This window comes from Actinoplanes sp. CA-051413, from assembly GCF_050955795.1.
Lineage (GTDB): Bacteria > Actinomycetota > Actinomycetes > Mycobacteriales > Micromonosporaceae > Actinoplanes.
In genome coordinates, this window is sequence record NZ_CP192100.1 from 798,679 (window position 1) to 814,133 (window position 15,455).

The following is a 15,455-nucleotide window of genomic DNA, read 5'->3' on the forward strand; positions in this document are numbered from 1 at the left end:
TCACCGGGCACCACCGGTGGGGTGGGCGGTGTCCCAGTCGTCGGCGGCTTCGGTGAGCGCCTGGACGACCTCGTCGACGGTCCGGTCCTTCTCGTCGTTCCAGCCGCCGATGACGTCGATGGCGCTGGTCTGGAACGGGTCGTAGTCAGGCTCGATGGACGCGGCGAAGACCCTCAGGGCGGTCAGGACGCCCCAGGCGTCGGACTCGTCGGTGTCGTCGTCGGCGGTGAGCACGCAACGGCCGTAGGCGGCGGCGTTGAGAGCGCCGATGGCGCAGGCGGGCGGGAACGCCGCTGCGGTGAGGTAGTCGAAGAGTTCGCCCTGGGTCCAGCCGTAGTGCTGCAGGTAGAGGGCGGCACCGCGTAGCAGGTCGGCCGGGGTGATCTGCGGGTCGATGACGGTGGTGGTGGACTGGTTGTGGGTAGCCTTCATGGCAGCCACGTCCTCTCGTTGAGGGGCTGTTGGTGGTGGCCGGCAGAACCCGCTGTGCTTGGCGGCTGGTGGGGTTCTGTCGGCTCTCTTGTCAGTGGTGCTGGTCAGGCGGCCATCTGCCAGTCGGCGCTGCGGCCGGTGGCCGGGACGGTGATGCCAGAGGGTCGGCGCATCCAGTCGGCGTAGTCGGCGATGCTGTAGATGTCGTCGTCGGACAGGTACGCGGCTTTGATGCGCTTGGGCGTGCCGCCTTCGGCGAGCAGGTAGGCGGCGCCCCGGTTTTCGGGGTTGATATCGGAAGCGGTGTAGCCGAGCTCGGCCCAGCCGGAGCCGAGGATGACGTCGGAGCTGCCGGTGGTGGTACAGCGGAACGCGCACCGATAGCCGAACAGGTCGCGCAGCGAGGCGGGGATGATGTCCCAGCTGGTCCGCTGTGACGCGGCGATGACGGGCATGGCGCAGGCCCGGCCGAGGGAGACGAGACCGCGGAGCAGGGTGGAGAACTCCTTCTGCTGGGCTTCGGTGCCAAGCACGGTGGAGAACATCGCGAGTTCGTCGATGATGGTGAGGATGGTCGACAGGCCGTCGTAGCGGCTGACCTTGCGGCGGCGGTGGGCCAGCAGCCACTGGTAACGGTTGATGGCGACGGTCAGCAGACGCCGCAGCACGACGATGGCCTCATCGAGGTCAGGGCCGATGAACGCATCGGAGATGTCACGCCAGGGGCCGAGTTCGACGAGTTTGGCGTCGAAGCACACCAGGCGGGTGTTGTCGCTCAGAGCACCGGTGGCGGCGGCGACGTTGACGAGGCCGGACTTGCCTCCGCCGGGTTCTCCGGCGACAAGCAGGTTGTGGTAGACGACGTCGAGGGTGACGTGTTCGCCGAATTCGTCGATCCCGATGAACATGGGGTCGAACATCGACATGCCAGGCCCGACAGGCACCCGGTCTGTGCCGAGCGGGTCGCGGGCGATCGCAGTCATGGTGGTCGCCTCCAAGGCGCGCTTGGGGTACAGGGCGTCCAAGAAGGGGCGCCCTGTACCGATCGGGGTTAAGCGGTTTGTGGTGCGGTGATGGGGTCCCAGCCGGCATTGGCGCGGCGGACCTTGCGACGCTGGGCTTCCTGTACGAAGAGGGCCGCGTTGTAGACACACGTCGAGGCCACGGTCATGACCTGGTGGCGTTCCGCCTCAGTCAACCCAGGCTGGGTGCTGTGGTCAGGGTCGTAGCCGTCCGTGAGGTACAGAAGGATCAAGGTCTGTGAGCTGATCATCAGGTCGGCGGCGACGTCGAGCAGGTGCGCGACGAGTTCGCGGTTGCCGCACAGGTAGGTCAGGACGTACAGGTCGCTGTGCAGCGCGACGTCGCGGGCCGCCAGGCAGTTCCGATGCTCGATCTGGTCGAAGGTGGAAAGGTCGATGCTCATGACGGCTCCTCAGATCCAGTCGTTAATGTCGTCGCCGGACTCGGCGCCTGCGGCAGAGGAAGCAGCCGGCTTCCTGCCGTTGGCTGACGGGGCCGTCTTCGCGGCGGTGGTCGGTTTGGACTCGGCGGGTACGTCGGGCAGGTCCAGGGCGGTCGGGACCGTCTGGGGCTGACGCGGCATCACCGTGATGTCGGGGTCGACCAGGCTGGGCAGGTGCGAGTTGACCTGACGGTTCAGGACCTCACGACGTTTGATGTCGAACCGCAGGTAGGCGGCGTTGCCCTCGGAAGCACGCTCGATGAGCGCCGAGGAGGCGTGGCAGGTGACAGCGATCTTGTCGAGGCGGCCGACGAGGTCGGCCTGAGACAGGCCAGGGCGCAGGTAGACCCAGACGCGTTCCCCGACCGGGGTTGGGCGTGCCCACAGGATCAGAGGCAGGGATCCGGACTGGTTCGCCACGATGAACTGGGAGAAGCAGACCCGCAGCCGGTGCCGCACAACGACGCACCAGACGACAGCGACGATGCGCCGGCGGATCTGGGGTACGGCGGCGGGGATGCCGACGACCAGGGCCAGGACCACGAGGGTGACCGGCGCCGGGGTGTGGTCGGCGAGCTGCATCCACCCGTAGGTGAGCAGCACAGCGGTACCGATTTCCGGTGTCCACCACCAGATGAGCCGGATAACCGGCCAGATCCGCACGATCGTCCAGACGATGCCACCGGTGATAAGGCCGATGACCGCGCCGAGCATGAACGCCAGAATTGGGTGCATGTGGTCGGAGGCCACCGTCATGGCGATCAGCCAGACGACGATCGCGGTGATGATGAACGCCATCCGCGCGTCGCGTTCAGCCGAACGGTGGACCTTGGCCTCGATGACCGTCACCGTTCCGGAGCGTTTCCCGAAGCCGCGTCGGGGGGTAGATTTGGACATGACACGTCCTCCCTTTCGGGGGTGGATGGGTTGGAAGACGTGGGGTCGGCAGGTGTAGGAGCCAGTACCGACCCCGCGTCGTTTTCCCTTACAGACAGGCGATGAGCAGCGCTGCGATCCACAGGCAGCCGTAGTGCAGCGCCTGATCGGCGAGGTACATGCCGCACAGCGGCGTCTTGAGTTCCGCGAACGCGGCGGACCCGGTGTGTTCGAGGATCCAACGGACCGGCCAGCGCCGATCCAGGACCGCGTGAGTGACTGCGGAGAATCCGAGACCCGCGATGATGCCGGTGACAGAGACCGGAACCTCGAGAACCGCCGCAGTGATGAGGAGCATCACCAAGGCGGCCAGATGGTAGGTACCAACGTGGATGAGCAGGTGACGCCAGCCGTCCCATCCGGGATTCGCCTTGCTGTTGGCGTCGGTGTCGGTCTGGATGATGTGGTCCGCAAACTGATGCGCGGCAATCAGCGTGCCCATCGAAATGGCAAACACCACAGCTGAAGACGACATGGTCAACCGTCCCTTTCAAGGGTGAAGGGTGGAACGAGGGGACCGGAACTGTTAGCCGGAGCGGTCCGGCGTCTTCAGTCAGGCGGCTTTAATCTCGGCGTAAGCGATGACCTGCCAGGCGGCGAGGACCACGGTGACGGCCTCGACTATGGAGACCAGGACCAGTTCGGGATTGGTAGGGGCGCTGGCCCAGTACCACGTGATCGCAATGGCGGCGGGAAGGACGAAGACCGTCAGGTCAACGCCGAGCTGGATACCTTTGCGCTGGCAACGACGGCTATCGCTGCGGTGCGCGGTTTCCCAACGCAGGACGTCAGCGCCGACCAGGGCGCTGAGGCGGGGTGCGAGATCGGTGCGCAGGTAGCGGCCGATCGCGGTGACTTTCTGATCGTTGACCAGATACGTCCAGCCCAAAGCGAGGGCGACGGGGGGCAGCAGCAGGGCCACCGCGGAACCGGCGAACTTGGCACCGCCGGCTACGGCGGCGATCGCCACGATCAGCGAATAGATGAGGTTGTCGCGCGCCCGGATACGGTCGCGTTGTTCGTCCTTGAGGACCTTGAGTTCGTCGCGCAGGACGTCGAGCTGTCCGCCGTCATCGGCGGCCGTGGGTTGGGTGTGTTCGGTCATGGTGAACCGCCCCTCTGCATAGGGGTTGATGGGTTGGAAGGCGGCGAGGTCGGCAGGTGTAGGAGCCGGTACCGACCCCGCGCCACACTTCAGAGCTTGCGGCCACCGTTGGTGGTCGCCGGGCCGGGAAACATAGGAGCCAGAGCTGTTTCCGGACCGTCAATCGGATGGAGTGTCAGCGGCGATAGGCCGCTCGGCGGATGAATGCCACGGACACTGTGGCGGGCAGTACGGATGTTGCGGAGTACCTACTTGGACGAGGTACCAGAGAGCGGCTTCAGCGACACCGCGCGGAACGCGACGCCGTTACGACCGTTGGTCGCCCACGGAATGGCCTCAAGCTGCTCGACAGCGACGAGCTGTCCCACCGTCACGTTCGGCTTCTCACCAGCCGTAGTGATGGCGATGACCTCACCGCCGGTCTCGTCGAGCACGATGACCTGGGTCGACCACATCAGTCGGCCCGTTCCCTTCTCGGAACGCTGGTTGCCGTTCTGGTCGTTCTTCGTCTCGGTGGGCTTCGACACCGTGACCTGCTTGCCGGTCGTGTCCACGTAGAGCTTCATCAGAGCTTCCTCCTGTCGAGAGCGCGTCCCCTGTGGACGACTGCTCACTTGCGTGGCATGAGCTTCTCTCGATGAGGGAAGACGACTTCACCATCGTGCTGGACGGCTGGGGACGTCCTGAGTAGATTGGAGACGTCCCTAGAAGTCCGGAGGTCCCCTGTGCCGAACGAGCGCCTACGTGATGCGATCTTGCGTAACGGCCTGACGCCCGCGGCTGTCGCTGATCAGATCGGCGTCGATCCCAAGACGGTGGAGCGCTGGATAACGCAAGACAGGACGCCGTATCCGAAGCATCGCCACTCCATCGCGGCTGCTGTGCGGCAAAGCGAGTCTTATCTGTGGCCAGACGCACTGTCACCGCAGAGGGCCACACGTGTCGCTGAGTCGGAGATCCTGCACATTTACCCTCGCCGCAGCACGGTGCCGCATGACCTGTGGGCGCAGCTGCTGGAACAGGCGAACAACCAGATCGGCATCCTCGCCTACGCGGGCTTGTTCCTTCCTGAGCAGAACCCGAAGTTCGTGCCGACGCTCGTTGAGAAGGCCGATGCCGGGGCCATCGTCGAGATCGCTCTAGGCGATCCCGAGTGCGCGGAAGTCGCTCAGCGCGGGGAAGACGAGGGGATCGGTGACGCGATGGCAGGCAAGATCCGCAACACGCTGGCGTTCTACCAGGATCTTCGAGGGAACGACAACGCGTCGGTCTACTTCCATCAGACGATCTTGTACAACTCGATCTATCGGTTCGACGACGAGATGCTGGTCAACACGCACCTCTACGGCATCCCAGCAGCGTATGCGCCGGTCCTTCACCTTCGTAGGCTCAGCGGTGGCGACCTGTTCGACGGCTACGCCAACAGCTTCCAGCGGGTGATCTCCAAGTCGAAGTACGTATGGCCGTGACAGGCTGAGGCCATGGCACGCATCGAGCACTTCAACGACCCCGCAGCGCCGAAGGCGAACAGCATCGTCGTCGCCGCAACCGTGTTCGTCCAGGACGCCAGCGGTCGGGTACTCCTGATCAGGCGCACTGACAACGGGTTGTGGGCATTGCCTGGAGGAGCACAGGACTTCGGTGAATACGTCGCTGAGACGGCCGTACGAGAGACGATTGAAGAGGCCGGCGTAACGGTCAGCGTCGAGGACGTGGTCGGGATCTACACAAATCCTCACCACGTGGTGGAGTACAGCGACGGCGAGGTGCGTCAACAGTTCTCGATCTGCTTCCGAGCTACGTACGTCAGCGGGGAGCCCAAAACCAGCGATGAATCCTCAGAGGTTCGGTGGATAGCAGCCGACGAGCTGGACGCGCTGTCGATCCATCCGTCGATGCGACTCCGAATCGATCACGGCTTCGAGCACCGAGCCAAGCCCTACATCGGCTGAGCGGCAATCCGTTCCTCCGCTCGCCGAACGGCTGCAACCAGCGTCGGCTCAGCTTGAGCCCAGAAGCGAGTTACCAAGTGATCAGGGCCGTACCGGTCACGGACCTCGCTGAGCCTGGCTTCTACGTCCAGGTCTTGCCCGTCAGGTCCTGTGGTCATGTCGGCGTACCAGAGCGCATCGGTCACGTCTGACTGCTCATTCTTGAACTCGCGGGCCAGGTGCGCGGACAGGCCACGTTCAGACGCCTCGAAGAGCGCACACGAGTGATGCGCGACCAAGGCGGCAACCCGCGAAGGAATGCCATCCCGTATCAGCTGACGAGCGCCGTCTAGAGCGTGTAGCCCTGTATCGACCACCTGCGGTGCGTACCCGATGTCGTGCAGCCACGCAGCCGCCGTCAGGACTTCTGCATCAGAGCTGGACATCGAACGGGACAGGCCAGCAGCCTTCGCCGCAACCGCTTGCACATGTTGCCAGCGCTGCGGAAGCGCATCGGCAAGGTAGGACTCAGCGAGTGTCGCTGCCCTATCTACAAGTTCACTCACCACTCAAGGCTTGCACGAACGCCCGGGCCAGCACTAGCGCCATCGGGACGTCTTGGGACGTGGTCTGCGTCGCTAACCCAGGGGAAGGTCCGGTGACGGGCGGTCGGCTGCAAGATGTGGTTCAAACTTTCTGTACGTCTTCAAGGCGGCCCGAAACGGGCCGCTCACGCCGCCGACCAGGGCGTCATGGCCGCCGCCTGGCAAGCCGAGCGGCGGCGGCCACGCCAACGCCCGCCGGCTGGCGTGTACAACGGGCGACTGCGGGCCGCTGGCCTGACGCGGCCATAGTCCGAGGCCGCGGCTCATCACGCGCGCCAGGATCGCGACAGGTTGCGGTTAATGCGCCTCCGGCGGGGGCGCTCCTGCTCGGGGATAGTCGCGCACCCCGCCACCCCCGACCCGGGCAAGCCGAGCAGACCCCCGCCGGCGCCCGCCAGCCCGAGTGCCTAGCGTCAAGGCTGCCTTGACGTGGCGGGCGCCGGCGGGAGCCCGCTCCCACGCGGGCGGGTCGACGGTGACGGGATGGCTGGGGCGACTGCGAGGGGACGGCCGCGGTGTGTGTTTCCCGAGGACCCGGGCCTATAGGGTTGACCTGTGACCACCTCACCAAGTGGCCGAATTCCACGTGGAACCCAGTTTCCGATCGTGGAGGCCTACGGATTTCCGTATGACAGTAGATCGCGCGATGCGCTTACGACATGGATCGATAAATCCTGCCCATTCACCGAAAGTCCATGCGAGAAGAAGAGGCAATACGGTTTTGGGTATTGCTCAGTCACTTACGCTGCGGAGTGGGACAACGGTGTACCGCATCCGTATGCTGTTTGCGACCACCGCCTTGACGGAGAGCCGATTGACTGGGCGGTAAGAGATCACTTCGGGCACTCGGAGGCGACCCTTGTGCCAGAGGTGACCGCGTCGGCGAACCCTAAACTGAATGTTGACTTCGTTGCGTACAGAGACGAACCAAATGCGGAGGCTGGCGCAAATCTCATCGCAATTGAAGCGCAGGCTATCGATCTTCGCGGAGGAGGAGTCGGACCGGCGTGGGAGGCGTGGGAAGACGGAAACCCGGCCGAGTGGCGCGCCTACTTCACGAGACATGCCCAAGCAAAGGGGCGAGCAGATAATGTTGCGTACGGAATCAACACAGGAAATGTATACAAGAGACTTGGAACGCAAGTTGCGGTAAAAGGCGAGTATCTCAAACAAATCCACGTTCCACTTTATGTTGTAACGCAGCACCGAATCTTACAGCGTCTCAGGTCGCGGGTGGATTTTCAACCGGCTATCGATGAGCCATGGGATATCACATTCGTCAGCTTTGACTACAACGGTACGATCGAGCCAAACGGTCAGCACGGCTTTGTCTTCGTAGAAGCCGTGCGGACGACGCTAGCTAAGTATCAGCGTGCCCTAACATCGAGCGCTGGGGCAGCATCCTTCCTTCGCTCAGACTTCATCGACAAGGTTCGTAAGAAGGCTGGAAAATAGCCCTACGCGCACCGCAGCAGTTCGGGTAAGCCTTTAGGCTTCCTGCTGCGGTGCGCGTAGATCTTTCCGGCAAAGCTAGAAGTGAATAGCTGACTGAACGTGACCTATATTCACCCTTGCTGAATTCGCGAAGTCTGTTCCCATCTCGAATCCTAGAGCCCGACGACCGCTCTCCAACGCGACGGTGAGAGCCCGCCCAGTTCCGCAAAATGGGTCGAGGACCAATCCTCCCGGAGGGCACGAACTCAAAATTCGGGGACGGATAATTTGAGTGGGGAAGGTCGCCGAATGGCCGTCGGAGCCAGCCCGCACATTGACGCTGACAACATCCCTTGCGCCTTCTTCAACTGCGGACATGTCGTAGTAATACTTTGGCCTCCCTTCAGTTTGTCGCTTGACAAAGTGGAAGAAGTGCTCATGCGCTAGTCGGAGTCGATCCTTCTCGGGCCGAGGTGGCACATTCTTTTTCTCCCAAATCACGTCGTTGCGAAGAATCCAACGCTGACCTTGCATCGCAATCGCGAATCGCGCCGGAATTAGAAGCAGCTGCTTCTCCTGCCGAAAGCCACCCATCGGGGTCTTGCGCCTGTTCCGAGGATTATTTCCCAGTCCCTGCCGGCCGTCCATTCGAATGCTAGACCAGCGCGCGAAATAAGTATCCCCTAGATTGATCCAGAGGCTGCCGCCCGGTTTAATTGCGGCGGCGCCTCGCTGAAAGATCTCGACGAGGTGTTCTACGAACCACTCAGGCAATGGTTCGAGACCCAACATCCCGCCGTTGAGGCGATACCAATCGTAGGAAGGGGCCACTTCCTTGCTTCCACCTTGGGACTCCCATTCGGCAAGGATGTCCTCATTGTGATCTTGTCCGTAGGTTCGGAGACCCCAGTAAGGAGGAGATGTTATGAGAAGATCGACCGAGTTTGGAGGCAACTTATCGATTAGGTCGTAGGCGTCGCCCTCGCGGACCTCGGCCACGGGGTCACCGCAGTATGACTCAACGTCACCGGAGGTAGTCATGACACGAGTGTAAGTCCGTCCGCGCCTCAAAGTCAGCTGCGACGTGCCGGTGACAGCGCGATGCGAACGCATCATGCCCGTGGATCGGCACGCTGGCGTTGGTGCCATATTTGTATGGCGACGCATACTTAGTTGTAGATCGCGAAGCGCCGAGGTGATCGGTTATGTCTGTGCTCTCCACATGTGATCGAACTGACTGACCCAATAATCGAACCATCTCGGGTCGTCAGTCCTGGTCAAATGTAGATGCATCCGATTCATTAGTGACTGATTATGGAAGGCATGGAACTCGACGTAAAGCTCGCCGGCGCTCTTGCCAGGATCGAGAATTACTAAGCTAAAACCTGGGTTGTACGCGAGAGTGGCGAATGAGAACATGCCATCGGTCTTCCAGTTGGCCATCTCGTTCAACGTCTCCAGTGCGCGTCCGAGGGACGGAACCAGTCGTTGAATAGGAAACTCCAACGCGTCGTCTAGCTGTCTCGCGGCTAACTCAATTGCGCCTGTGCTTGCCGGGTCGAGCACAATGATTCTGACAGAGCCGTCCTTTTGGCCTAGCGGGCCTCGCCTGAAAGCATCGAGATGCAGCGGCGTCAAAAAGTTGATGCAAGTCGGACCGTAGACCCATACCTCTCGGGACGCAGCGATACGGTCAGCTATAGGGACAACTACGAGGTTGCTGCGGTCGCCCATTAGTCCTTCACTCCGACTAGCCGCGGCGGATGTCAAACTTCGAAAAAGCAAAATACCTAATCCCGCGAGGACGGCCGCCCACCGAGGACCCTCTGGCAAGCTATCGCCGCCGATAGAAAGAGCGGCGAAAATTAGCGCGACAGCCGCTCCTGCGTACACGTCAATGTTCTTGAGATGTCGAACGTCCGCCAGCACTTGCCTGGACAATCTTCGCAGACGTAACAATGCAACTCCTCGAGCAACGTTTAGGCGGGTCAACGGCAATACGGAGGGGTCCTGCTCGCACCAACGTCGACTAGCGGAGCAGGCACGCCTGAGTCAAGGGAGCAACGAGCCGAGGCTCGCTACCGACTACCGTCGCAGGGCGCCTTGGGTAGGATGACCGCTGAACTAGGATCCGTGCAACATGCAGGCGACGTGACCCTTGACAGGACAATCGTGTGACGGCTCCCCGGAGGGACGAGGCCATGACGTCGAGTTCCCAACCACCTCTTGCTGGTACGCCAGGAGACAATCTCGACCAGGTGGACGGTACGCAGCAGCAAGCACTCGAGGTCTTCAGGGCCGCGGGAGTAGGTGATCCCTCCGCTCATGGAGGTCTGTCGACCGACCACGAGGTCGTCGCACTCTTGCTGACGCGAGCCCCGAAGGCCGCCCTATCGGAGCTGATCCGCAGTGCGCGTCAGAGTTGACCTCACCCCTGTTGGTCCTGTCTCCCTCATTCGAGAGTTGCCAGACCATCGAGTGAGCCTCCTCCAGGGATACAACGGCATCGGGAAGACCCTGACAGTCCGACTTCTTCAGGTTCTCGCCGGAGAGCTTCCTTACGAATCCAGTTCGCAATCATGGCGGAGCATGTGCACAGCATTGGGCGCTGGCGAGGTCATCATTGATCAACTACGAGGCGTAGGGCAGATCCAGTGGCGGTTCGACACACGATCATGGCTTGATGCCGGGCCAGTCATTAGTGACAGTTGGTTCGACGACATTGCTATTGACGGATCGGCAGCGACGCTTGCAAAAGTGAAGCAGCACTTGCAGGTGCATCGACTTGCAGGGGATGAGACGCTGCTCGACAGTTTCGCACTGTTAGTGGATCGGTACAGAGCTCAGGTCGAGAACTTATTCGCGTCAATGACCGCACGAGGGGGCCAGCTAAGCGTCGCATCCGAAGTATTGGACGAGGTGATTGCGCTCCTTGGACGGGTGCAGCCAAACCGCTTGACAGAAGATCGGCGCATATTGAGGGACGCAGCCGTTGCACTCGAAGCGATTGAACCTGAGCAAATCAGTCTTATTCAGCGGGTGACGGATCTGGAAGACACTATCAGCTTGCGTGACGCGCTTGATGATTTATTGGGCAGAGCGCCGGCGCTTGATGAGCGAATTTCTCTCCTGGACCACCAAATTGCTGAGGCGCAGCAACGTCGAGCGCAGATCGATGAAGAACTCCGGCTACAGCTACAACGAGCTGCGATTTCAGACACCGTTGCCCGAGACCTCCGAAACGCGAATAGGACTCGTGAGAGGCACCACGCCAATCTAACGGGATACCTAAGCCGGCTCAGCACGGCAGCGGCGGCATGCGGGGTCGAACCCGATAGACAAGCCGTGCTGAAGGCCCTATCTGCGGCAAAGGAGAGGCACGCAGAATTACAGCGGCAGAAGGAAGAGGCTGACGTTGTTCCAATTCTGCGTAGTGTCCTCCTCGAGGTATCTGTCCCGCTGGGGCATGCGATCGACAAAGGACTCGGCGAGCGTGAATTGCTCGAGATCCATGGGGAAGACGTCAGCGTTGACGATCTTGCGAACGCCGCGGATCAGCGGGCTGACCTACTGGCTAGAACGCCTCCACCTCCCGAGGCCGCGGCACTTGACACCGAGATCGTCACTTCAAAGCGACGAGTTTCGCGCCTCGAAGAGCTACCCGGCCTGCTCGATGAGGTCGTGAGGCTGGATCGCCTGTTCCAACAACAGGAGGAGCGTGTCCAAGGTTTGCTCGCCACTGGTGCCCTTGAGGCAGCCAAACTGGCCGGCGAACTGGAGAAGGAGCGCGCCGAACTCGACCGCCACGTCCTCCAAGCGACTGCGGATCGAGCTACCGCAGTTGAACAGCGAACGGCCGTAGGCGGAGGAAGGTCTGCCGAGGATCTCCAGCAGGAGCTGGACGCGAAGCTGCGGCTCTTTGACATCTCTCTTGGCGAGCTGGGTGACGCTCTGTCTGCCTCGCAGCGAACACTACAGTCTGTTTCTGCCCGGCAAATAGCATTGAATTCCGAAGTATCATCGAAGAGGCAGGACGTTTCGCGTCAAGAGGCGGAGCTTCGGGCGTTAGTCAAGGCATTGAAGAACGTGGAGTTGGCCTGGCTCGTGAACGCTTCTGGTACCGAGCCCGAAACAGGTGACACGGGTTGGCTCGCCGAATTGCAGAACCGAGCGGAACTCGTAAGTGAACGGCTAGGAGCGGTGCAAGTCGAGCTGCAAGGTGTGGCAGCCTCCCTCTCCGCGGTGGCGGCCGAGATCCGGGGACGAGAGCCAGCTGGCACAGTGTACGAGGATTCACTTCGCGATTGGTTTTCCGACGAATTCTCCAGGTGGTTTGATCAACCTCTGCTCCGTAGCTTCTTGTTCCCCGAAGCTTCCGACGTGCGAGTCGATCTGGGCTCGCGACAGATTATTTGGAAGAGCAATGGACGTGTCGAAAGTCGGCCGCTGAGTGCATTCAGTAGTGGTGAGCAAGCATTCGCATATACTCAAGCGAGGTTGGCTCGACTGGATCTTGGCGACGAAGCAGCAAAGCCGAACAGACTGATCGTTTTGGACGAGTTCGGCAGCTTTATTGCAGGAGACAGACTGCAGGCACTTTACAGGGTTTTGAAAGATCGAACCGCGACCCATCCTCGAGATCACGTAATCATCGTTCTGCCGCTACGCGAAGACTATCGAGAACTTGCGGAGAGTGCGCTCGGAGCCCGGCGCAGCCAGCTGGATGCCCTAGCTGATCAGTTGGACCAATCTCAGTACGTCGTCCAGGACCTAACGCTATGAAAAATTCGGCCGAATTCCTCGGGTTGCCACCTAATCTCTCCGTCGGAGAAGCGCGGTCTCTGCGTGAAGATTTGATGGCTTTATGGATGCTCACATACGGTTACCCGGGGCCCTTGGACGAGGATCTAGACAGAATGCGTCGCTGGTTTGATCCAGTTGCCCAGGGTGACCGTCTTCGCAGAGAGATCGATGGACTTCCTGAGGACCCGCCTCTAATAGGTGTTATTCCACCCACGATGACCTTAGAAGTCACCGGTGAGACTTCGCTGATTACTCCAGAGGGCCGGTGTGCGATAACGCTACTTGAAGGAGTGGGCGGCCAATCGGAATTGGCGGAGTCTTTCCAGATCGATCCCGTGAGGGCGGCGCAGATTCAAGGGCAACTGCTCCAGCTCTATCGCTCTTGGTCGCGGCATCGTATCGAAAGTGTATTGAGGCTACTTCAGGGCGTTGACAAGCCTTTGCAAATCCCTGCAGCCGGACTCATTTTGGCTCTGCTTATTAATCGGTCGACATCGTCCGAAAGGGCGACGATTCGCTTCAGGGCGGGCTTTAAGCGTCAGGAGGTAGACAATGCCTTCTTTGAACCCGTTTCAGCGTTTGTGCAGATATTGTCTCCGTCGACACGCGCAGATTCGCGGAAATGGCGTTTGATCAGTGGTTGGGTGGCAGGGGAGGCACGTCGTCGAGTCGGGAGTGCTTTCGTAATTGAACGCGAAACGTCGGAGCGAGACGGACGCATCTATATTCGGGAGGACCGACGCGGCGAGGTACTGGACGTTGTGGCCCGAGATTTGAAGCGCACCCAGGAGGGTCAGATCGATTCTCGCCTCTTGAGCGACGCGTGGGACGGCCTTGTGAAAGCCTTTCGGCAGTCGCTGCCCGCCTTGGCGGGATACGGCCTCGCCCATGAAAGAACGTCTGAAACTGCTCGCCTCAAGCAGGATTTGCTCCGACGCTTTGAGACCGATTACGGTGATACCCAATGACGTCGGCTGGCCTGTACCTGGAAGTGGCTACTCGTGTCAATTCCGATCATCAAGCTCGCCGAGGTTCCAACGAGCTCGCTGTTGTCCCTATCGTTGTTGACGACCTTGAGCAAGCTGGCGCGGTTGCGCGTTGCTTGTCAGAGTTGATCGGCGGCGGGGTGCTTCACGCTAACGTGCTCGTTGGAGCCCCTCCGCGAGCGGGCAATAGCGATTCCAGATTGCGTGCGGCAGTCGAGAAGAATCTTGTGCTCCGGACGCCCCGGGGCGATGAACGGATCGAAATATCACTGCTAAAATCTGGCGATGTTTCGGCAACATATCCGAGCGCGGGGCCGTTAAGTGGTGGCGCTACGACGATGCTCGGAATCGCCAAAGCGGTGATCGACGCCCAGCTTGTCAGCGGTGAGATCGGCGTGATTCTATACGACGAAAGCGGTATGGATAAGGTCACACTGCGCTCGTGCTGGAGCCTTTTTGTCGATGACTTGTCCGGCCTTAATTTGGGCCCATTGCGTACTCTTGTAGTCTTCGTCAAAGCCTGGCCTTCTGTGGACCCTCACGGCCAACCGAACCGGGGATGCAGCTTCGCCATCGTGGATGGCCGGCTCCAGCGCCGTAAACCGCACGACAATGCAGCGGGCGATGCCGCTGAATTTGCAAGATCTAAGTCGAGAGCACGCGTGCTTTTTTTGGGTGCCGGATTTTCGGTGAGTAGCCGCCTCCCGTTGGGGGACGGCCTCAGGGACGACGCCATTCGGCGCCTGCTCGGCGAAGTCGATCCAATCATGCCTGTATCGCCGGAAGACCTAGCCGTTCGTTTTCGCAGGTGGTTGGTAGGTCACGACGAACTTGATTTACGGTTGGGCGGTTTAACGGAAGAAGAGTTCGGTCAACAGTTGACCCTCGAGCAGGTGTTGGCTTTCGAGCGAGTCCGAGACCCAGATATGCCGACATTGCAAGACTTCAAAGAGGGCCATGACCGGGCGCTGTCAACACCGGGTAAGGCTGTTACAGCACTCGCATCCATGCTTCGATCACCGAACAATCTAGTGCTCACCACCGTAAACTTTGACGAACTAGTAGAGACCCACGCCCCAGGCTTGGTGCAAAGGTTTGCGACAGATTCCGAGTTTGACGGAGCCGCTGACTACATCCGTCGCTACCTAAAGGGCGAAGAAACCAAGGTTCCATTGCTGAAGTTGCACGGAACCATATCTGAGACGGATAGCTGCGTAGCGACCACTACGCAGACAGAACAAGGAATTAGCGATGCAAAAAAGGCGGCAATAGCCGAGCTGCGCGGGCAAGGCGAGAAAAAGACGCCATGGATATATGTTGGCGCCAGCATGCGCGATGTTGATTTGACGCCTCTATTTGCCGAGCCGAGTTTCGGCTTGTCGGTTGATGAGCATTGGGTTGCGCCGTTCATGGACCTCAACGTCGAGCGTTTTGCCGCACATAGGCGACAAGTGTGGGCTGGCGACCGTGGTCTCCAATCCCGGTTGATTACCGAGATCGCTGACGAGTTCATCCAGTTGCTAGCCGATAGATGGCCGTTATAGCGAAGTTCATTGACTCGAAGTGTGCTGCAGAGCGGAATATGAACGCAGTCCCGAGTTCTGTGGTGGTTAAGCGGGAGCAAAACGCACGGGTTATGTTAGGTTCCTCGACCTTGCCCGATACGCACACCCTGCTTCTCCTGGGCCGTCTGGCTGTGCCGGACGTCATCAGATCCGTCAGAGCCTCCTAGCCATGTCATCGGACGCCCCGCATTGC

Annotated in this window: 15 protein-coding genes; 6 read left to right on the forward strand and 9 right to left on the reverse strand. The window is 60.6% G+C overall.

Annotated elements, in window-relative coordinates; genetic code table 11:
- From ACQP2Y_RS03720 to ACQP2Y_RS03750, 7 genes are all read right to left on the reverse strand, one after another.
- Positions 1-432 (reverse strand): DUF6197 family protein, encoded by a 432-nt coding sequence (locus tag ACQP2Y_RS03720; RefSeq protein WP_433724601.1) that lies wholly within the window; start codon positions 430-432, stop codon positions 1-3.
- Between the two features lie 104 nt (positions 433-536).
- Positions 537-1,415: an FtsK/SpoIIIE domain-containing protein gene (locus ACQP2Y_RS03725; RefSeq protein WP_433731731.1), complete on the reverse strand. Its 879-nt coding sequence runs from the start codon at positions 1,413-1,415 to the stop codon at positions 537-539.
- 68 nt (positions 1,416-1,483) lie between these two features.
- Positions 1,484-1,858, reverse strand: a complete 375-nt coding sequence (locus tag ACQP2Y_RS03730) for a hypothetical protein (RefSeq protein ID WP_433724603.1) — start codon at positions 1,856-1,858, stop codon at positions 1,484-1,486.
- Positions 1,859-1,867: 9 nt separating this feature from the next.
- Complete coding sequence (locus ACQP2Y_RS03735) at positions 1,868-2,794, reverse strand: hypothetical protein (RefSeq protein ID WP_433724605.1); 927 nt, start codon at positions 2,792-2,794, stop codon at positions 1,868-1,870.
- A gap of 88 nt (positions 2,795-2,882) precedes the next feature.
- Positions 2,883-3,308, reverse strand: a complete 426-nt coding sequence (locus tag ACQP2Y_RS03740) for a DUF3307 domain-containing protein (protein WP_433724607.1) — start codon at positions 3,306-3,308, stop codon at positions 2,883-2,885.
- 78 nt (positions 3,309-3,386) lie between these two features.
- Positions 3,387-3,938: a hypothetical protein gene (locus ACQP2Y_RS03745; RefSeq protein WP_433724609.1), complete on the reverse strand. Its 552-nt coding sequence runs from the start codon at positions 3,936-3,938 to the stop codon at positions 3,387-3,389.
- 248 nt (positions 3,939-4,186) lie between these two features.
- Positions 4,187-4,504 carry a hypothetical protein gene (locus ACQP2Y_RS03750; protein ID WP_433724610.1) on the reverse strand — a complete coding sequence of 106 codons (318 nt, stop codon included), beginning with the start codon at positions 4,502-4,504 and terminating at the stop codon, positions 4,187-4,189.
- A gap of 159 nt (positions 4,505-4,663) precedes the next feature.
- On the opposite strand from ACQP2Y_RS03750, the gene ACQP2Y_RS03755 reads away from it, so the two are divergent.
- Both ACQP2Y_RS03755 and ACQP2Y_RS03760 read left to right on the forward strand, forming a co-directional pair.
- Entirely contained in the window at positions 4,664-5,407 is a 744-nt protein-coding gene (locus tag ACQP2Y_RS03755) for a helix-turn-helix domain-containing protein (RefSeq protein ID WP_433724612.1), read from the forward strand.
- Between the two features lie 12 nt (positions 5,408-5,419).
- Entirely contained in the window at positions 5,420-5,890 is a 471-nt protein-coding gene (locus ACQP2Y_RS03760; RefSeq protein WP_433724614.1) for an NUDIX domain-containing protein, read from the forward strand.
- Here the strand turns inward: ACQP2Y_RS03760 and ACQP2Y_RS03765 are convergent.
- Positions 5,878-6,435 carry an HD domain-containing protein gene (locus ACQP2Y_RS03765; RefSeq protein ID WP_433724616.1) on the reverse strand — a complete coding sequence of 186 codons (558 nt, stop codon included), beginning with the start codon at positions 6,433-6,435 and terminating at the stop codon, positions 5,878-5,880. The genes ACQP2Y_RS03760 and ACQP2Y_RS03765 overlap by 13 nt on opposite strands.
- 594 nt (positions 6,436-7,029) lie before the next feature.
- Between ACQP2Y_RS03765 and ACQP2Y_RS03770 the strand changes: the two genes are divergently transcribed.
- On the forward strand, positions 7,030-7,929 hold the full coding sequence (locus ACQP2Y_RS03770; RefSeq protein ID WP_433724618.1) for a hypothetical protein: 900 nt from the start codon (positions 7,030-7,032) through the stop codon (positions 7,927-7,929).
- Between the two features lie 75 nt (positions 7,930-8,004).
- On the opposite strand, the gene ACQP2Y_RS03775 is transcribed toward ACQP2Y_RS03770, so the two are convergent.
- Positions 8,005-8,949: a DNA-methyltransferase gene (locus ACQP2Y_RS03775; protein WP_433724620.1), complete on the reverse strand. Its 945-nt coding sequence runs from the start codon at positions 8,947-8,949 to the stop codon at positions 8,005-8,007.
- Positions 8,950-10,497: 1,548 nt separating this feature from the next.
- Between ACQP2Y_RS03775 and ACQP2Y_RS03780 the strand changes: the two genes are divergently transcribed.
- The 3 genes from ACQP2Y_RS03780 to ACQP2Y_RS03790 all read left to right on the forward strand — a co-directional run bounded on the left by ACQP2Y_RS03780 (position 10,498) and on the right by ACQP2Y_RS03790 (position 15,241).
- Entirely contained in the window at positions 10,498-12,690 is a 2,193-nt protein-coding gene (locus ACQP2Y_RS03780) for a hypothetical protein (RefSeq protein WP_433724622.1), read from the forward strand.
- Positions 12,691-12,926: 236 nt separating this feature from the next.
- Positions 12,927-13,679, forward strand: coding sequence for a hypothetical protein (locus ACQP2Y_RS03785; protein ID WP_433724624.1), 753 nt, complete (start codon positions 12,927-12,929; stop codon positions 13,677-13,679).
- Positions 13,676-15,241 carry an SIR2 family protein gene (locus ACQP2Y_RS03790; protein ID WP_433724626.1) on the forward strand — a complete coding sequence of 522 codons (1,566 nt, stop codon included), beginning with the start codon at positions 13,676-13,678 and terminating at the stop codon, positions 15,239-15,241. The genes ACQP2Y_RS03785 and ACQP2Y_RS03790 overlap by 4 nt, the downstream gene beginning before the upstream one ends.
- Positions 15,242-15,455: the final 214 nt, after the last annotated feature.